Annotated in this window: 19 protein-coding genes; all 19 read left to right on the top strand. The window is 61.6% G+C overall.

Annotated elements, in window-relative coordinates:
• The first annotated feature begins 26 nt into the window (after window positions 1–26).
• The 19 genes from Q8M73_10350 (at window position 27) to Q8M73_10260 (ending at window position 17,173) form a co-directional block, all read left to right on the top strand.
• Entirely contained in the window at window positions 27–830 is an 804-nt protein-coding gene (locus tag Q8M73_10350; GenBank protein MDP2288950.1) for a dihydroorotate dehydrogenase electron transfer subunit, read from the top strand.
• Window positions 830–1,840 (top strand): dihydroorotate dehydrogenase, encoded by a 1,011-nt coding sequence (locus Q8M73_10345; GenBank protein MDP2288949.1) that lies wholly within the window; start codon window positions 830–832, stop codon window positions 1,838–1,840. The genes Q8M73_10350 and Q8M73_10345 overlap by 1 nt, the downstream gene beginning before the upstream one ends.
• Window positions 1,837–2,565: an orotidine-5'-phosphate decarboxylase gene (gene pyrF / locus Q8M73_10340; protein ID MDP2288948.1), complete on the top strand. Its 729-nt coding sequence runs from the start codon at window positions 1,837–1,839 to the stop codon at window positions 2,563–2,565. Before Q8M73_10345 ends, pyrF begins: the two co-directional genes overlap by 4 nt.
• On the top strand, window positions 2,566–2,880 hold the full coding sequence (mihF, locus tag Q8M73_10335) for an integration host factor, actinobacterial type (protein ID MDP2288947.1): 315 nt from the start codon (window positions 2,566–2,568) through the stop codon (window positions 2,878–2,880).
• Window positions 2,877–3,431, top strand: coding sequence for a guanylate kinase (gene gmk / locus Q8M73_10330; GenBank protein ID MDP2288946.1), 555 nt, complete (start codon window positions 2,877–2,879; stop codon window positions 3,429–3,431). Before mihF ends, gmk begins: the two co-directional genes overlap by 4 nt.
• On the top strand, window positions 3,418–3,681 hold the full coding sequence (rpoZ, locus tag Q8M73_10325) for a DNA-directed RNA polymerase subunit omega (protein ID MDP2288945.1): 264 nt from the start codon (window positions 3,418–3,420) through the stop codon (window positions 3,679–3,681). Before gmk ends, rpoZ begins: the two co-directional genes overlap by 14 nt.
• A complete protein-coding gene (gene coaBC, locus Q8M73_10320) occupies window positions 3,678–4,919 on the top strand; it encodes a bifunctional phosphopantothenoylcysteine decarboxylase/phosphopantothenate--cysteine ligase CoaBC (protein ID MDP2288944.1) in 1,242 nt (413 codons plus the stop codon). Before rpoZ ends, coaBC begins: the two co-directional genes overlap by 4 nt.
• 71 nt (window positions 4,920–4,990) lie before the next feature.
• On the top strand, window positions 4,991–6,241 hold the full coding sequence (gene metK / locus Q8M73_10315; GenBank protein MDP2288943.1) for a methionine adenosyltransferase: 1,251 nt from the start codon (window positions 4,991–4,993) through the stop codon (window positions 6,239–6,241).
• Between the two features lie 9 nt (window positions 6,242–6,250).
• Window positions 6,251–8,218 carry a primosome assembly protein PriA gene (locus tag Q8M73_10310; protein MDP2288942.1) on the top strand — a complete coding sequence of 656 codons (1,968 nt, stop codon included), beginning with the start codon at window positions 6,251–6,253 and terminating at the stop codon, window positions 8,216–8,218.
• A 60-nt stretch (window positions 8,219–8,278) separates the two neighbouring features.
• Window positions 8,279–10,816: a DNA translocase FtsK 4TM domain-containing protein gene (locus tag Q8M73_10305; GenBank protein ID MDP2288941.1), complete on the top strand. Its 2,538-nt coding sequence runs from the start codon at window positions 8,279–8,281 to the stop codon at window positions 10,814–10,816.
• 73 nt (window positions 10,817–10,889) lie between these two features.
• Entirely contained in the window at window positions 10,890–11,141 is a 252-nt protein-coding gene (locus Q8M73_10300; protein ID MDP2288940.1) for a helix-turn-helix transcriptional regulator, read from the top strand.
• A gap of 31 nt (window positions 11,142–11,172) precedes the next feature.
• Window positions 11,173–12,573 (top strand): 30S ribosomal protein S12 methylthiotransferase RimO, encoded by a 1,401-nt coding sequence (rimO, locus tag Q8M73_10295; GenBank protein MDP2288939.1) that lies wholly within the window; start codon window positions 11,173–11,175, stop codon window positions 12,571–12,573.
• Window positions 12,570–13,211, top strand: a complete 642-nt coding sequence (gene pgsA, locus Q8M73_10290) for a CDP-diacylglycerol--glycerol-3-phosphate 3-phosphatidyltransferase (GenBank protein ID MDP2288938.1) — start codon at window positions 12,570–12,572, stop codon at window positions 13,209–13,211. Before rimO ends, pgsA begins: the two co-directional genes overlap by 4 nt.
• Entirely contained in the window at window positions 13,211–13,693 is a 483-nt protein-coding gene (locus Q8M73_10285; protein MDP2288937.1) for a CinA family protein, read from the top strand. Before pgsA ends, Q8M73_10285 begins: the two co-directional genes overlap by 1 nt.
• An 89-nt stretch (window positions 13,694–13,782) precedes the next feature.
• Window positions 13,783–14,091 (top strand): helix-turn-helix transcriptional regulator, encoded by a 309-nt coding sequence (locus Q8M73_10280; GenBank protein MDP2288936.1) that lies wholly within the window; start codon window positions 13,783–13,785, stop codon window positions 14,089–14,091.
• Window positions 14,092–14,096: 5 nt separating this feature from the next.
• On the top strand, window positions 14,097–14,288 hold the full coding sequence (locus tag Q8M73_10275) for a DUF3046 domain-containing protein (protein MDP2288935.1): 192 nt from the start codon (window positions 14,097–14,099) through the stop codon (window positions 14,286–14,288).
• A 43-nt stretch (window positions 14,289–14,331) separates the two neighbouring features.
• Window positions 14,332–15,075, top strand: a complete 744-nt coding sequence (locus tag Q8M73_10270; GenBank protein ID MDP2288934.1) for a hypothetical protein — start codon at window positions 14,332–14,334, stop codon at window positions 15,073–15,075.
• Window positions 15,072–16,355 (top strand): MFS transporter, encoded by a 1,284-nt coding sequence (locus tag Q8M73_10265; protein MDP2288933.1) that lies wholly within the window; start codon window positions 15,072–15,074, stop codon window positions 16,353–16,355. The genes Q8M73_10270 and Q8M73_10265 overlap by 4 nt, the downstream gene beginning before the upstream one ends.
• A gap of 50 nt (window positions 16,356–16,405) precedes the next feature.
• Complete coding sequence (locus tag Q8M73_10260; GenBank protein MDP2288932.1) at window positions 16,406–17,173, top strand: DUF4393 domain-containing protein; 768 nt, start codon at window positions 16,406–16,408, stop codon at window positions 17,171–17,173.
• Window positions 17,174–17,196: the final 23 nt, after the last annotated feature.

The following is a 17,196-nucleotide window of genomic DNA, read 5'->3' as shown; positions in this document are numbered from 1 at the left end:
AGGTGCTCGATGTGCGTCGCGCTGGCATGTACACGGTGCTGTCGCTGACTGCTCCCGGATTAGCTGAGCGAACTCGGCCAGGGCACTTCCTGAATATCGGCATCGGCGGCGAAGAATCAGCCCTGCTGCTGCGTCGGGCCTTTGCGATCTATCAGGTGCAATCCAGAGGCGTGTACGGCGGCTCGGTCGACATCGTGATCGGCCCGCATGGCAAGGGCACCAAGTGGCTGGTTGATCGTCGTCGCCACGACAACCTCAGCATTGTTGGTCCGCTGGGGCGTCCCTTCACACTTCCCAAGAACCCCGCCAACTGCATCCTGGTTGGTGGCGGGTACGGAACGGCGCCATTGTTCATGCTCGCCGATCAACTGCGCGAGCGCGGCTGTCGCGTCGATGTGATCGCGGGAGCAGCAACCGAGGAGAAGCTCTTCGGCACTCTTGAAATCAAGCGCGCGGCTTCAACTCTCACTGTGACCACCGATGACGGAAGCATGGGCACGCAGGGTCGCGTGACCGATGTCCTCGAAGACGTCATTCAACGATCGTCCGCAGACGTCATCTACGCATGCGGACCGATGGCAATGCTCTCTGCTGTCGCTGGAATCGCAGCTGCTCGCGGGGTGTATGTGCAGACCTCGGTTGAAGAGTCGATGGCCTGTGGCATTGGTGTGTGCATGACATGCGTGCTGCCGGTCATCGGCGAAGACGGGCTCACCCGCATGGTTCGTTCGTGCGTGGACGGGCCAGTCTTCCGGGGCGACCAAGTGCGCTGGGCCGATGTCGGCACGATTCCCTCCGACGCCGTTGGCGCACCGCAGGGCGGCAACTGATGTCACGCGCACTCATCACCAGTGGCCCACTTGACCCGAGTGCGTCGTTGCCTGCTGTTGACATGGCAACTTCCATCGGTAGTTTCGAAACGCCAGCCCCTGTGTTCACCGCATCAGGATGTGCGGCAGCAGGCAAAGAGCTTGACCAGTTCTTCGACATCACCGAGCTTGGCGGCATCGTCACCAAGAGCGTCATGATGGCTGCGCGTTCGGGCCGAGCCACGCCGCGGATGGCTGAGACACCGAGCGGCATGCTCAATTCCATTGGTCTGCAAGGTCCAGGTATCGACGCCTTCATTGAGTACGACCTTGCTTGGCTTCGACAGCGCGGTGCCCGCACTGTTGTGTCGATCGCTGGTGGCAGCGTTGATGAGTACGCGAAGCTCGCGTCCAAGCTGCGAAGTGTCGAAGACATCAGTGCAATCGAAGTCAATATCTCCTGCCCCAATGTTGAAGATCGCGGACATGTCTTTGCCTGCGATCCCACTGCAGCCTCGAATGTGATTCAGGCCGTGCGACGCAACTCGGATATCAAGACCCCGATCATCGCCAAGTTGTCGCCCGATGTCACAGACATCGTGAGCATCGCCCATGCCGTTGAGCGAGCCGGCGCAGATGCCCTCGCCGTGATCAACACCACTCTTGGCATGGTGATCGATCTTGACACTTTGCGCCCAGCACTCGGTGGTATCACCGGTGGACTTTCTGGCCCAGCTATTCGTCCGATCGCCGTGCGCTGCGTGTGGCAAATCCACCAGGCCTTGCCGCATTTGCCGATCCTGGGCATGGGCGGCATTCGCAATGGCGAGGATGCGCTGCAGTTCATCCTCGCGGGGGCAAGTGCAGTCTCTGTTGGGACGGTCACCTTCCACGACCCGTCCGCCCCGCTGCGCGTGCAGCAGGAATTGGAGATCGCACTTGCTGAGCGCGGCTTCTCCACTTTGCGTGAGGCCATCGGCTATGGCCACCGAGGTCCAGATCTGCCCGACGTGATTGAGGAAGAAGAGTGACGAACACTTCTCAAGGAACAAGGGCGCCGATCGCCGTAGCACTTGATGCACCTGATCTCGGTGTGGTGCGCGCCTGGTCACGGGCGGTGGCACCTGTGGTGTCGACCCTCAAGGTCGGCCTTGAAGTCTTCTGTCGCGATGGTGCTGCTGCCGTCCATGCCGCACGCCTTGGCGCATCCGAAGTCGGGTCGGCAGATGTGCAGATCTTCCTTGACCTGAAGCTGCATGACATCCCGGCAACTGTCGCTGGCGCAGCGCGTGCGGTAGCTGAGTTGGAACCCGCATTCCTGACCGTGCATGCATCAGGCGGCGCCAGCATGATCGAGGCCGCAGCACTTGCCCTGCCCGACACCCGCATCGTTGCGGTCACGGTTCTTACGTCCATGGACGATGCAACTCTGGAGAGCATCGGCATGGCGGGACCATCCATGGACGCAGCAGTTCGACTGGCTGTCCTGTCGGTGAACGCAGGCGCGCGCGCAATTGTCTGCTCCCCACTTGAGGTCGCGGCAATCCGCGCTGCTGTCGCTGATGACATCGTCTTGATCACTCCAGGTGTACGTCCGGCGGGCTCGGCCGCCAACGACCAGAAGCGGGTCGCCACTCCTCAGGAGGCAATCGCCTCGGGCGCGGACCTTCTGGTCATCGGTCGTCCGATCACTGGCGCAGCGGATCTCACCGAGGCCGCGTGGACCATCGCCTCGCAACTGGGCGTAGAGGTTTAAGTGCCCGCACCCGTGCGGACCCCGGAACAACGGGCCGCGGCACTTGAGGTGGCAATGCGCACTCGAACTCTGCGAGCCGAACTGCGCGTGGCATTGAAGGCCGGTGTCACCGACCCCCTGACAGTCCTTGATGCCGACACGATCAACCCGTCATATGCAAGCCTGCGTGTGCGCTGGTTGCTTGAGTCACTTCCGGGCATTGGTCCAATCCGAGCAGAGCAGCTGATGCTGGACCTCGGCATCGCGCAAACGCGTCGAGTAGGCGGACTCAACACCAGGCAGCGACAGCTGCTGGTGGAAGCCTTGGCCAAATGAACGCCCCACTGGTCGTGGTGTCCGGGCCATCAGGGGTCGGCAAGAGCACGGTCGTGCAACAGGTGCTCCTGCTTGCCCCAGAGGTCTGGCTGTCCGTGTCGGCTACCACTCGCAAGCCACGCCAGGGTGAGATCGAGGGGGAGCACTACTTCTTCGTCAGCGATCAGGAGTTCGACCAGATGATCGCTGACCAGGCTTTGCTGGAGTGGGCGCAGTTCGCCGGCAATCGCTACGGCACTCCACGAGGGCCAGTCCAGCAGCATCGGGACTCGGGCATTCCGGTGATTTTGGAGATTGAGCTCGCCGGTGCCCGACAGATGCGCGCGGCGGCCAAGGACGCCCGACTGGTATTCCTTGCTCCTCCTTCATGGGAGGTGCTCGAAGCACGCCTGCGTGGCCGCGGGACCGAGTCCGATGAGTCCGTGGCATCCCGGTTGGCGGCCGCTCAGGTGGAAATGGCTGCTCAGGGGGAGTTTGATGACGTCGTGGTCAACACGGACGTGCTGGAGGCAGCCCAATCATTGGTAGGATTCCTGCATGACATCCGCTAGGCCTGAGGGCATTACCCATCCTTCGATCGACTCCCTCCTGGAGAAGACCGACTCCAAGTACTCCTTGGTGATCTACGCATCAAAGCGTGCCCGTCAGATCAACGCCTACTACTCCCAGCTCGGTGAGGGCCTGCTTGAGTACGTCGGACCTCTGGTTGAGACCCACCTTCAAGAGAAGTCCATCTCCATTGCCTTGCGTGAAATCGATGCCGGCCTGCTCAGCTCAGAGCCCATCGAGGAGCCAGTCTGACCCCGAACTCTTCCGAAGCCGGTGCCCCCATTGCGGGTCGCCGGCTTCGTGTCGTACTGGGGGTCGCTGGCGGAATTGCCGCCTACAAGGCAGCCGAAGTGCTGCGTGGGCTCACGGAATCCGGTCACGATGTCACTGTTGTGCCCACTGAGGCGGCTCTGAAATTTGTGGGCGAGCCCACGTGGGCGGCGCTTTCGGGCAGACCAGTTGCCAGCGATGTCTGGACAGCCAGCGATCAGGTGCCGCATGTGCGCCTGGGACAAACGGCAGACGTGGTCGTTGTTGCGCCGGCAACTGCAGATCTGCTGGCTCGCGCCACCCATGGTCTGGCCAATGACCTGCTGACCAATGTGCTGCTCACGGCGCGATGCCCAGTGGTGATGGCACCTGCGATGCACACCGAGATGTGGACGCATCCGGCAACGCAACGCAATGTGGCTGAATTGCGCTCGCGCGGGGTCATCGTGCTGGAGCCAGCCAGTGGTCGATTGACCGGTACCGACACCGGGCCGGGCCGACTTCCAGATCCCTCCGCCATTGTTTCCGCCGTTCAAGATGTGCTGCGCCGCACGCCAAGCAATGACCTCGCCGGTCTGAAGATCCTCATCAGCGCCGGTGGCACCCAGGAGGCCTGGGATCCCGTGCGCTTCATCGGCAATCGCAGCAGTGGTCGCCAAGGTGTTGAGCTTGCCCGCACTGCTGTGTCCCGCGGTGCGCATGTGACCTTGGTTGCCGCGCACATGGACGTTGAGCCTCCGGCCGGCGTCAGTGTGGTCCGGGTGGAGTCTGCAGAGGATCTCTATCAGGCCATGCATGCGCAAAGCGCCGATGTGATCGTGATGGCCGCCGCCGTCGCCGACTTCAAGCCCGATCTGGCGACCGCGCGAAAGATCAAGAAGGAATCGCTCACGGGTGATCTCCATCTCACTCTCACCACCACTGTCGACGTTCTTGCCTCATTGGTCCAGCAGCGCACCGGTGGCAAACCCCTCATCATTGGCTTTGCCGCTGAGACCGCTGAAAGCCCAGCGCACTTGCTCGAATTGGGCCGCAGCAAACTGGCGCGCAAGGGCTGCGATCTTCTTGTGGTGAACGAGGTTGGTTCAGAAGTGGTCTTTGGGTCAACTGAGAACAAAGTGACAATTCTGGGCGCCGACGGCTATTGCCAGTCCTTTGACCGTTCCTCAAAAGCCGTTGTTGCTGATGCGCTGTGGGACCTCGTCGCAACACAGCTTTAGTCCGCCGCCCCGATACACTGGCGGTTCGCAATTGAGGACAGAGATGTCTGCAACCAAGGGGAGTACGCCGAGTGTCGAAGCGACTGTTTACCTCAGAGTCTGTGACCGAGGGCCATCCAGACAAGATGGCTGATCAGATCAGTGACGCCATCCTTGATGACCTCCTTCGGCAGGACCCCACCAGTCGTGTCGCAGTCGAAACACTGCTGACCACTGGCCAGGTGCACGTTGCAGGTGAGGTCACCACTTCCGGCTTCGCAGACGTCATTCAGCTGGTGCGCGAAACAGTGCTCGGCATCGGCTATGACTCATCGACCAAGGGTTTCGACGGCGAGTCCTGCGGCATCTCGGTGTCGATCGGCAAGCAGTCACCAGATATCGCTCAGGGCGTCGACGATGCGATCGAAGAGCGCGAAGGCCACAGCGGCGATCCTCTTGACCGCCAGGGTGCTGGCGACCAGGGCCTGATGTTCGGCTATGCCTGCACAGACACCCTTGAGTTGATGCCGCTGCCGATCTCACTCGCGCATCGCCTCGCCGAGCAGCTCACCGCCGTTCGCAAGGACGGCACCGTTCCCTACCTGCGCCCCGACGGCAAGACCCAGGTCACCATCGAGTACGACGAGGACGACCGTCCGCTGCGCATTGACACCATCGTGGTGTCCACCCAGCACGCAACCAACATCAGCCTGGACACCATGCTCACGCCGGACATCCGCAAGCACGTGGTGGATCCGATCCTCGATTCGATCGATATCGACTCGCGTGATGTGCGCCTGCTCGTGAATCCCACCGGCAAGTTTGAGATCGGTGGGCCAATGGGTGACGCCGGACTCACCGGTCGCAAGATCATCGTGGACACCTATGGCGGCATGGCTCGCCACGGTGGCGGCGCCTTCTCGGGCAAGGACCCCTCAAAGGTCGACCGCTCTGCTGCCTACGCAATGCGCTGGGTTGCCAAGAACGTGGTGTCAGCTGGCCTGGCAACCCGTTGCGAGGTGCAGGTTGCCTACGCAATCGGCAAAGCCCATCCAGTGGGTGTCTTCGTTGAGACCTTCGGCACCGGCGTGATGGCAGACGAGGCGATCCAAGAGGCAGTGTTGCGCGTCTTTGATCTGCGCCCAGCGGCCATCATTCGCGATCTTGATCTGCTGCGTCCGATCTTCCGCACTACCAGCGCTTACGGTCACTTTGGGCGGCCGCAGGGCACCAATGAACTGCTGGATCATGCAGATCCAAGCAAGCGCACACAGGTGGGCCCGACCTTCACCTGGGAGAACACCGATCGCGCAGAGCAATTGCGTGAGGTTGCCGGGCTCTAGCCTGCTCTCGTGAGTGACCAGCTCGAACTCGTTCCGCGCCGAACTCCGCGCGCGCGCAAGTTGCCAAGCTGGGCGCAGGTTGATCCGATCGCGCAGGTGCGCATCGATTCACCATTGCCGCATCTGGATCGCATTTTTGACTATGCGATCCCTGAAGCAATGGCCGATGACGTCAAGCCCGGTGTGCGCGTTCGGGTTCGGTTCTCGGGCCGGCTGATCAATGGCGTTGTCGTTGGACGAATAGCCAGCAGCGAGGCAGCCAATGTGCGAGCCCTTGAGCGGGTGCTTTCAAGTGAGCCAGTGCTGACTGCCGAAACGACCGCCCTCGTCACGGCCGTCGCCGAGAGATTCGCCGGAACCTTCAGTGATGTCTTTCGCTCGGCTGTGCCACCGCGCCATGCGCGAGCCGAAGCAGCGGCGTCAACGCGCACTCCGATGATCGCTGAACTCACGGACGATGACTGGGCTACCTGGGATCGCTACACCCATGGTCGTGCGCTGCTGACGCGAGCATCTGAGGGTCGCCTGGCTGATGTCCGCGGAGTGTGGAGCGCGGCGCCCGCCAAGCCGTGGACTGCTGATGTTGCCGCCTTGGTTCGCGCCGTGCTCTCGCAAGCTGCGGGTGGAGTGCTGGTTGTCGTTCCCGATGCCTGGGACGTGAAGCAACTCTGCAATGCGACTGAAGAGCTGGTTCTATCGCGCGCCGTGCTGTCTGCCGAACTCGGACCGGAACGCCGCTATCGCGAGTTCTGCTCAGTGCTGCGCGGCGAGAGTCGCTTCGTTGTCGGCACCCGCACCGCTGTGTTCGCGCCAGTTGCGGATCTGCGCTTGATCATCGTGTGGGATGACGCCGACGATTCCTGCTGGGAGCCCCAGGCTCCCTATTGGAATGTCAGAGATGTCGCTGCATTGAGGTCGCAGCTCACCGACTGCGCACTGCTGGTTGGCGCACCTTCGCGCAGCACCGAAACCCAACTCTGGTGCGACTCCGGCTGGGCGCGACCGCTTGAACCTGAACGCAGTTGGCTTCGTGCGCATGCACCCATCGTGCGCGCCATTGACAGCGCCGACGAGGCGCGCGATCCGGCAGCAGCGTCGGCCCGCATTCCGCATACCGCATGGTCAGTTGCCAAAGAGGGTTTGCGTACGGGTCCGGTGTTGATTCAAGTTCCGCGGCGTGGCTATCTGCCGGCACTGGCATGCCAGCAATGCCGGGAGTCAGCTCTGTGCAGTTGCGGAGGTCCACTGTCGCTGCGCTCCAAGACCAGCACTCCGCAGTGCCTGTGGTGCGGCAAGCTCACTGGCTCATGGAGTTGTCCGAACTGCCACGGCACGCAATTGCGCGCTTCATCCACTGGCGTTGAGCGCACAGCTGAAGAGTTTGGCCGAGCATTCCCGGGGGCATCGATCATCTGGTCATCCAGCGAGCAATTGCATCGCGGTGTTCCCGACACGCCGGCGCTCGTCGTTGCAACACCAGGGGCTGAACCGCTTGCCAAGGGTGGCTATGCGGCCGTTGTGCTGCTCGATGCGCGAGCGCAATTGCAGCGCACTGGCCTGCGCTCCGGCGAAGAGGCTGTGCGCCGCTGGTTCGGAGCAGCCCTGCTCGCTCGGCCCAAGGCGCACCTGATTGTCACTGCGGATCACGCGCTGACTGCGGTGCAGTCACTTGTCCGCTGGGACTCTGGATGGTTCGCTCAGCGTGAGCTCGCGGACCGAAGGGCCACGGGTCTGCCGCCTGAATCGCGTGCTGCCGTGCTGACTGGTGAGAACTCGGCCATCTCTGAAGTGCTGGCCGAACTCCAGAAACGGGTGGCGATCCGAGTGCTGGGGCCAAGTGATGGGCGCGGCATTGCACTGGCTGACCGCAAGGACAGCGCCCAGCTGTCAGCTCACTTGCATGCGATCACTGTCACACGCTCAGCCAAGGCCGAGGCAGGCGTGGTGCACGTCCACTTGGACCCCCGGGAGTTATAGGCGGGCGTGTTGCGCGTGTGACTACCGGGACTCATGGGATTTGCTCGCTAGGGTGCGCCCATGGCGTCTCGTACGTCCGCTCCTTCGCGTTCGCGCGCTGGTCGCGGATCTTCCCCACGAGGCAGCGCAAAGAAGAGCGCTGCTCGCAAACCCGCACGTGCCAAGAAGGCTGCCCCCAGAAAGCCGGCACCCAAGCGCGCGAGGGGTCCGGTCCAACCGGGACCACTGGTTCGTCTGGTGCTCTGGTGTGGTCGGTTGCTGAAGTCGCTCTGGCTGGGCATGGCCAATGCCATCGGCTCACTTTCCCGCAGTTTCGGCTCCGGTGCCCGCGATCTGGAGGCGCATGAGCGCCGCGACGGACTGGCCCTTGGCCTGCTGGCGCTGACCATCGCCTTGGTCGCCGGGCTTTGGTTCGGGGTGGACGCCTGGTTCGTGTCCACTCTCTCGATGATCTGCCATTCGCTGCTGGGTGTGCTGGCTCTGCTCGTACCGATTGCTCTGATCCTCGGCGCCTGGCGCACGATGCGTCACCCAGATGAGCCGCTGATGACCGGCCGCATCCTGATCGGCAGCTCGGCTGTCGCTGTCGGCGTGCTCGGCTTGTGGCACTTGTTCCATGGCACTCCCACTCCAAGTGACGGCGCCGAAGCGATGAATGCGGGCGCGGGCGTCCTGGGCTGGCTCTTCACTGCTCCCATCGTCGGTGCCCTCGGCCCGATCGTCACCGCCTTGCTGTTGGTGCTGCTGATGGCCTTCGGCCTGCTCGTGGTGACGGCAACCTCCCTTTCGTCAATCCGCAGCTTCTTCACGCCCGCTCCGCGCTCAGGTGATGAGACGAACGAAGCCGAAGCAATCGACGAAGAGTTCGAGATGGACTATCTCGATGATGACGAAGACGTCTTTCCTGAAGGTCTCGCTGGCGATCAGCCATTCATCTCGCCGGTGATGGATACCGATCACCGACCTGCGGCGTTGCTGATGGAGGGTCTGTCGACCTACCAGCCCAGCACGCAGGCCGATCAACTTCTGACTCAGGCCTTGGACATCGACGCCCACCCGGCTCGTCACGAGACCGTCAACCTGCAAATGGGCGCGCCGACGCTGGCCAAGATGAAGACTGGTCGTCCGCCGCGAGCCAAGTTCGTGCTGCCAGGTGTCAACATGCTCAAGACCGGCCCGGCGCCCAAGGCCGCGACCAAGGCCAATGATCACGTGGTCCATGCGCTGACCGAGGTGCTTGAGCAGTTCGGCATTGACGCCATCGTTTCCGGCTTCATGCGTGGCCCAACAGTCACCCGCTATGAGATTGAACTTGGCCCCAGCGTGAAGGTCGAGCGAGTCACTGCGCTCAGCAAGAACATCGCCTATGCGGTGGCCAGTGCCGATGTGCGCATCCTCAGTCCGATCCCGGGCAAGAAGGCGATCGGCATCGAGATCCCCAACACTGACCGCGAGCTCGTTGCCCTGGGCGATGTCCTGCGCAGCAAGAACGCGACTTCTGACTCGCACCCCATGGTCGCGGCCCTGGGCAAGGATGTCGAAGGCGGATACGTCGTCGCCAACCTCGCAAAGATGCCGCACATCCTCGTCGCTGGTGCGACTGGTGCAGGCAAATCGAGTTGCATCAACTCACTCATCACATCAATCCTGATGCGGGCGACTCCTGATGAAGTGCGCTTGATTCTGGTTGACCCCAAGCGAGTGGAACTCACGGCCTATGAAGGTGTTCCACACCTGATCACCCCGATCATCACCAATCCCAAGAAGGCGGCCGACGCCCTGCAATGGGTTGTCAAGGAAATGGATCGCCGCTACGACGATCTCTCGCACTTCGGCTTCCGCCACATTGATGACTTCAACAAGGCTGTCCGCACCGGCAAGTTGACCTTGCCGCCGGGCAGTGAGCGTGAGCTCTCGCCCTACCCGTATCTGCTTGTCGTCGTTGACGAACTGGCCGACCTCATGATGGTCGCACCGCGCGATGTTGAAGATGCGATCGTGCGCATCACTCAACTTGCCCGCGCAGCTGGCATTCACCTCGTGCTTGCAACGCAGCGACCAAGCGTTGATGTCGTCACCGGCTTGATCAAGGCCAATGTGCCAAGCCGGCTGGCCTTTGCAACATCCAGCCTGACTGACAGTCGAGTGATCCTGGATCAGCCGGGTGCTGAGAAACTGGTCGGTCAGGGCGACGGTCTGTTCTTGCCGATGGGCGCGAACAAGGCAATGCGTATTCAAGGGGCCTTCGTGTCCGAAGCGGAGATCCGCGCAGTGGTCGCGCACTGCAAGGCGCAGGGCGAGGCTTCATATCTGCCCGAGGTCACGCAGGCGGCTGTGGCTGCCCGTGAGGTCGACGGCGACATCGGCGACGACCTCGACATTCTGCTGCAGGCTGTGGAACTTGTGGTCTCCACGCAGTTCGGCTCGACCTCGATGCTGCAGCGCAAGTTGCGGGTCGGATTCGCCAAAGCCGGACGCCTGATGGACTTGATGGAGTCACGCGGAGTCGTGGGACCTACGGAAGGCTCCAAGGCCCGTGATGTACTGATCAAAGCCGAGGACCTGCCAGGGACCTTGGCGATGATTCGGGGAGAGTAAGAGCCGCACGAGAACTTCCTTTGGCAAGGACGCTGAACTATGGTGGAACAAACCGCGTGAGAAAGGGGTGCTGATGTCTGTCGGCACCACTTTGTCCGAAGCTCGTATCGCCAATGGAATGTCCCTGGAAGAACTTGCTCATGCCAGCAAGTTGCGGGCATCCATCCTTTCGGCGATGGAGGGTGGCGACTTCAGTCATTGCGGCGGTTTGGTCTATGCGCGAGGTCAATTACGTGCTCTCGCACCAATTTTGAACCTTGATCCGGATCAACTTGTGGATGATTTCACCGATGAGGTTGCCGAAGGCCTGCACGGGCGCGGCTGAGCCGGGCTCCAACGCGAACTAGACTCTCGGGGTGTCTCGCCCCTCTGTTGCCATCGTCACTCTTGGCTGCGCGCGCAACGAGGTCGACTCTGAAGAACTCGCCGGCCGCCTTGCTGCCGAGGGCTGGGATCTGGTGCAGGATGCCGAATCAGCCGATGCCGTGCTTGTCAATACCTGTGGCTTCGTTGACGTTGCCAAGAAGGATTCGATCGATGCGATCCTGGCTGCCTCTGATCTGAAGGGCGATGGCGGTCCGCGCGCTGTGGTTGCTGTGGGCTGCCTTTCTGAGCGCTACGGCCGTGATCTGGCGGCCGAACTTCCCGAAGCCGATGCCGTGCTTGGCTTTGATGACTACCCCGATATCGCCGCAAAGCTGCGACGCATCGTTGCTGGTGATCGACCGATTGCCCACGAGCCGACTGACCGCCGACTGCTCCTGCCGTTGGCACCAGTTGAACGCGAAGCCAGTCACGCACACGTTCCAGGACATGGCGAAGGCCCAGCGCCTCGGGTGCGCTTGGAGACCGGGCCGGTTGCGTCAGTGAAGCTGGCATCGGGCTGCGATCGTCGCTGCACCTTCTGCGCAATCCCGACCTTCCGCGGTTCCTTCATCTCGCGCTACCCAGCCGATGTGCTCGCTGAACTCAGTGAGCTGGTCCGCACGGGCGTGAAGGAAGTCGTGCTGGTCAGCGAGAACTCCACGTCATATGGCAAGGATCTCGGCGATCTGCGCATGCTGGAGACCACGCTGCCTGATCTGGCAAGGCAAAGTGGCATCACCCGTCTTCGGGTCGCCTACCTGCAACCAGCTGAGATTCGTCCGGGTCTGATTGAGGCGATGGTCGCCACCCCAGAGGTTGCCCCGTACTTCGACCTCTCCTTCCAGCATGCCAGCGCCTCAGTGCTGCGTCGCATGCGCCGATTTGGCGGCACTGAGGCATTCATGGGCTTGGTCAATCGCATTCGTGACCTCGACCCGCAGGCAGGCATCCGCAGCAACGTCATCGTCGGCTTCCCGGGCGAGACTCAAGCGGACATCGACGAACTGGCGAGCTTCCTTGAGACAGCACGACTGGATGCGATTGGCGTCTTTGGCTACAGCGATGAGGACGGCACTGAAGCCGTGACCTTCACCGACAAGATCGACGCCGACGTCATTCGCGAACGAGTCGAACGCATCACTGCCTTGGCTGATGAAGTCATGGCTCAACGCGCTGAAGATCGTATGGGCGAGACCGTTGTCGTGATCGTTGAGCGCATTGACGAGGATGAAGACGGCGGGCTTGTTGCCGTTGGTCATGCCGGTCATCAGGGGCCCGACGATTCTGAGACATACATTCCGATCGACGAGGACGAAGTCGCCATTGGCGATGTCCTTACCGCAATCGTCATTGATGTAGATGGGGTTGACTTGATAGCCGAGCGCGCATGAGCTCAGCATCAAGTCACGGAAAAGCAGAAGCCCACGAAAGTGGACCAATTCTCAACCTGCCCAATTTTCTGACCGGTCTGCGCATCCTTGCGGTACCGGTGCTCATCTGGTTGCTGGCCAGCGAAGGTGATTCGGCGCGCATCTGGGCCACCGCGGTCTTCTTGATCGCAGCGCTCACCGATCTCATTGATGGCGCAGTTGCCCGCAGGCGAAATCAGATCACCAGCTTCGGCAAGCTTGCCGATCCCATTGCCGACAAGGCGCTGATCGGCACTGCGCTCATCGGCCTGAGTCTGCTGGGCGAGCTTTCCTGGTGGTTCACCGTCATCATCTTGATCCGCGAGATCGGCGTGACTGTCCTGCGCATGTGGGTGCTCAGCGATGGTGTCATCCCGGCAAGTCGCGGTGGCAAGCTGAAGACCCTGGCGCAAGTGATCGCCATCAGCATGTATCTGCTGGCTCCCGCGGACATCTCGTGGTGGGGCGCTGCTCAGACCACTGCCATGGGCATCGCTGTGGCGTTGACTCTGGCTACCGGCTTGGACTATGTGCTGGAGGCCATCCGCTTGCGCAAAGCTGCTGAACTGCGCACTGAGTCTCCAGACAGCGCTCCCACGCCGACACCCAACGAGCGCTGATGCAAGCCGAGCTGATTGCCACCTGCCGTGCACTGGGACTGACGGTCGCCACAGCCGAATCACTCACAGCCGGGCTGGTCAGCTCGACTCTTGCAGAAACACCCGGAGCATCTGCTGTGCTGCGCGGGGGAGCGGTCACCTATGCCACCGACACCAAGCATTCAGTGCTCGGCTTGGACCCCGCGCTCTTGGAGCACGTGGTCAGCGAGCAGGTCGTCTACGCGATGGCCAAGGCCGCTTGTGCCCTGTTTGGTGCCGATCTGGGCCTTGCCACCACTGGCGTGGCCGGACCCGAGCCGTTGGACGATCAGCCAGCCGGCACTGTGTGGATTGCGGTCTATGACGCCCGAAGCAACACGTCGATGACCCGCCTGCTGGCCCTGTCGGGGGACAGGGGCGATGTCCGCCAGGACTCAGCCTTGGCGGTCATCGCCTTGGCCTTGGAATATTTGTCACAAATGCCTCGGATAGGTCGGGAATAGGACTCCGGAGGCGTGCGTTAGAATTAGCAATCAGCAAGGTTGAGTGCTAAACGCAATCTGGTACCCGACCGCGCTTGGAAGGAGACAGCATGATTGTTCTACGGGAAGTCATCGGTGATGAACTCCGCCGTGTCCGACAAGATCAGGGTCGGACTCTTCGTGATGTCTCCGCCGCCGCAGCCGTATCCCTGGGGTACCTCTCGGAGGTAGAGCGCGGACAAAAAGAAGCATCAAGTGAACTCCTTGCAGCCATCTGCGGGGCCCTTGATGTGTCGCTGGCTCAGGTACTGACTTCGGTGACCGACCACATTGTTGAGGCTGAGAAGCCAACCCGGCTGGACTTCGACGGTGCCTCGCTCACCTATGTCGGCTCTGCTCGCGCTCCTATCCCTGTCTAGGGTCGATGCGACTCACTGACTTCTGGGAACGGATGGAAGCCCATTTTGGGCTCGCCTACGCCCACTCTTGGGCTCATGATTTTGTGCTCCCAACTCTTGGATGCACCGTCAACGATGCGATTGCTCGAGGCGAGGACACCAAGGACATCTGGCGCGCAGTGTGTGTGAGTGCTGAAGTGCCGGCGCTACTGCGCTGAGGAGTCGCAAGTGGCATCACTGCAGACTCAATAGAGTTGCCTGATGTTCAGCAGGAGGCCGCCGGAGTTCACCTTCCTGACGGTTGTGACCTACGGCCGCACCGGCAGCACCGCCTTGCAGGCTGCACTGAACTCACTGCCTGGCGTTTTGGTGAGAGGCGAGAACTACTCGGCTCTTCGTGGGCTGCAGCAATACGCGCAATCGATCGCTGAGACTGCCGACCGTCACCACAATGGCCTGCCGACCCATCCTTGGTACGGATCCAAGAAATTGGACCCCAATGCTGTGCTGGATGATCTGCGGCGGCATGTGATCCAGAATCTGCTGCGACCCGAGAAGGACACCAAGGTGCTCGGCTTCAAGGAAGTCAGGTACGAGCCGGGCCACTTCGCCAATTACGAACTGCTGCTTTCCTACCTGCTCTTCTTGAACACTCTTCTTCCTGGCATCAGCTACATCATCAATGTGCGCGACCCGCAGGATGCCGCGCGCAGCGGTTGGTGGCCCAATCATGGAGATCCAGTTGCGGCGCTCACGCAGACGCGCGACTGGCTCGTGGCCGCCCAGCGCGACCTCACCAGCATCTTGGGTGCGGATCGAGCCATGCTTCTTGAGTATGAGCAGTGGCAAGGCAAGGCGCCAGCTCTGATCACGCGCTTTGACGAATTGGGTCTGCCTCGCAATGACCATGGCGTTGCTGAGGCTCTCGCTCAGCAGCTTGATCATGGTTTGCACAGCAGTGAGAGCCAGCCCGAGGACGAGCCCGGATCACGGGGCCCCATGTGACTGCGCCCGCTGTTCCAGTCGGCAACGACCCGCTGTTGGCACCGGAGGTCTTGAAGGCGCAGTCAAACACCGTTCGCTCCTTGTCGGGGGCGGCAGTGTTCGGCGGGATCGCTGTCGCTGGCGCAATCCCGGCTGGGGCATTGCTGGCAGCCTCGATTGCCGATTCTGATGCCGCTGCGGGCTTCGCCCAAACCTCAGGCGTGCTCGGGGCAGCGCTGTTGGCTCTTCCGCTCGCACGCATTGCCTTGACCCGCGGCAGACGCGCGGCGCTGTCTCTGGGCTATGCCATTGGTGCCGTAGGGGCCGCAATAGTGGTGTTCGCAGCCATCGAGCGCAACCTTCTGCTGGTCTATTTGGGCTGCCTCTTGGTTGGAGTGGCGTCAGCTGCCGCGCTTCAAGCGCGGTACGCCGCCACGGATCTGGCAGCCGAGCAGCATCGCGCTCGCGCGCTCTCCTTGGTGGTGTGGGCCAGCACCATCGGTGCCGTGCTCGGGCCGAATCTGCTCAATGCCTCTGGCAACTTGGCTCTTGCTCTGGGTCTGCCCCAGTTGTCTGGGCCCTATCTCGTCTCTGCAGCCTGCCTTGCCATAGCGGCGGCGATCCTGTGGCTGTTTCTGCGTCCGGATCCATATCGGATGGCGATGGCGATTCAGAAGAAGAGCACTGGAGTGGTGAGCCGGCCCAGTCTGCGCGAAGGGCTTGCTCATCTTCGACAACGACCGCGAGCAATGATGGGGATCGCTGCAATTTCGGCCGGACACATCTGCATGGTGATGGTGATGGTGATGACCCCGGTGCACATGGCCCACGTCGACGTGACTCTGCAGCTCATCGGGCTGGTGATCAGCGTGCACGTCGCGGGAATGTACGCCTTCTCCCCAGTCGTCGGATGGGCAGTGGACACCTACGGTCGCACTCAAATCGTTGTCGTGGGCATCATCATCCTGCTTTTCGCCTGCCTGCTGTGCGGAGTCGCTCCAGGCGACAGCATCGTGATGCTTGGTATTGGACTGCTCCTGCTTGGTCTTGGCTGGTCGTGCACTTTGATCGCCGGATCAACGATCGTCACCGACGAAGTGGATGCCGAAAAGCGGCCCGCTGTGCAGGGCCTTTCGGACTTGGCGATGAACGCCTCGGGTGCAGTAGGTGGCGCAGTGGCCGGATTGGTGGTGCTCCTGAGCACCTACGGCGTGCTGTGCGCAGTGGCGGCAATTCCGGTGCTGCTGCTTGCGATGCTGGTCGCTGTGCCGAAGTATCGCGCGCCCATCCTCGCGAAGTAGCAGGTGCTTGCCGTGCAGATGCGGCGGACTCCCCACGGTAATCTCAGGCCGTGGCCAGCAGTGAGATCGCATCAGGGAAAGACTCAACTGCCGATGCTGAGGACATGCAACGTCGAGTCTTTGCACGCGAGAAGTCGATCAGGAAGCTCTATCGGCCTTTAGAGGACTGGCTCGGCGAGCACAAGCACTACTTCACCCACGAATTCCCCGAAGAGCTCTCACCGCGACTGGTTGAAGTGCCCGAAGCATCCTTGGTCTGTCCCCCCGTCGGCATCGTGGTGCCATTGATTCGCCGCCTTTCATACTCGCGAGCGGAACTCAGTTTGAAGAACATGTACCTCAGCCTCATGGCCACGGCCACCGATGGCCGTGACGCTCAAGGTGTTCATCCGTCGTTTGTCGAAGCAGTGGCACGACTCTCAGCCAAGGAGGCGCGCTTGCTGCCGATGGTGCTGGGTCAACTGCAAATGCCGATCGCCGAAGTGGCCTGGAAGTCCGACGACGGTCAATCCACGGTCCTTGGACGTCATCTCCTGGATGTCAACGATCGCGGCACTGGGCAGCCAAGTGTCGATGTCGATTTCAGTCTGTGGGTGGACAACTGGATCCAGCTGGGATTGGTCGAAGTGGACTACTCAGTGGAGTGGACCGGCGAGACGAGTTATCAATGGGTGCAGCGGCGCCCAGAGTTCTTGGCCTGGAAGGCGCAGTTCGAGTCCAGTATCAGTTTCGACAAAGGCGTCTTGCGGGTCACTGACTTCGGCAAGAGTTTTGCGCGGGCGATCGGACCACGCGACTCGCTTGTGGTGCTGGCGTAACGCAATTCCAAGCTCTTTGGCGA

This window comes from Actinomycetota bacterium (genome assembly GCA_030684515.1).
GTDB lineage: Bacteria > Actinomycetota > Actinomycetes > S36-B12 > S36-B12 > UBA11398.
Note: the sequence above shows the minus strand (reverse complement) of the source record. Positions and strands in the feature narration are given on the sequence as shown.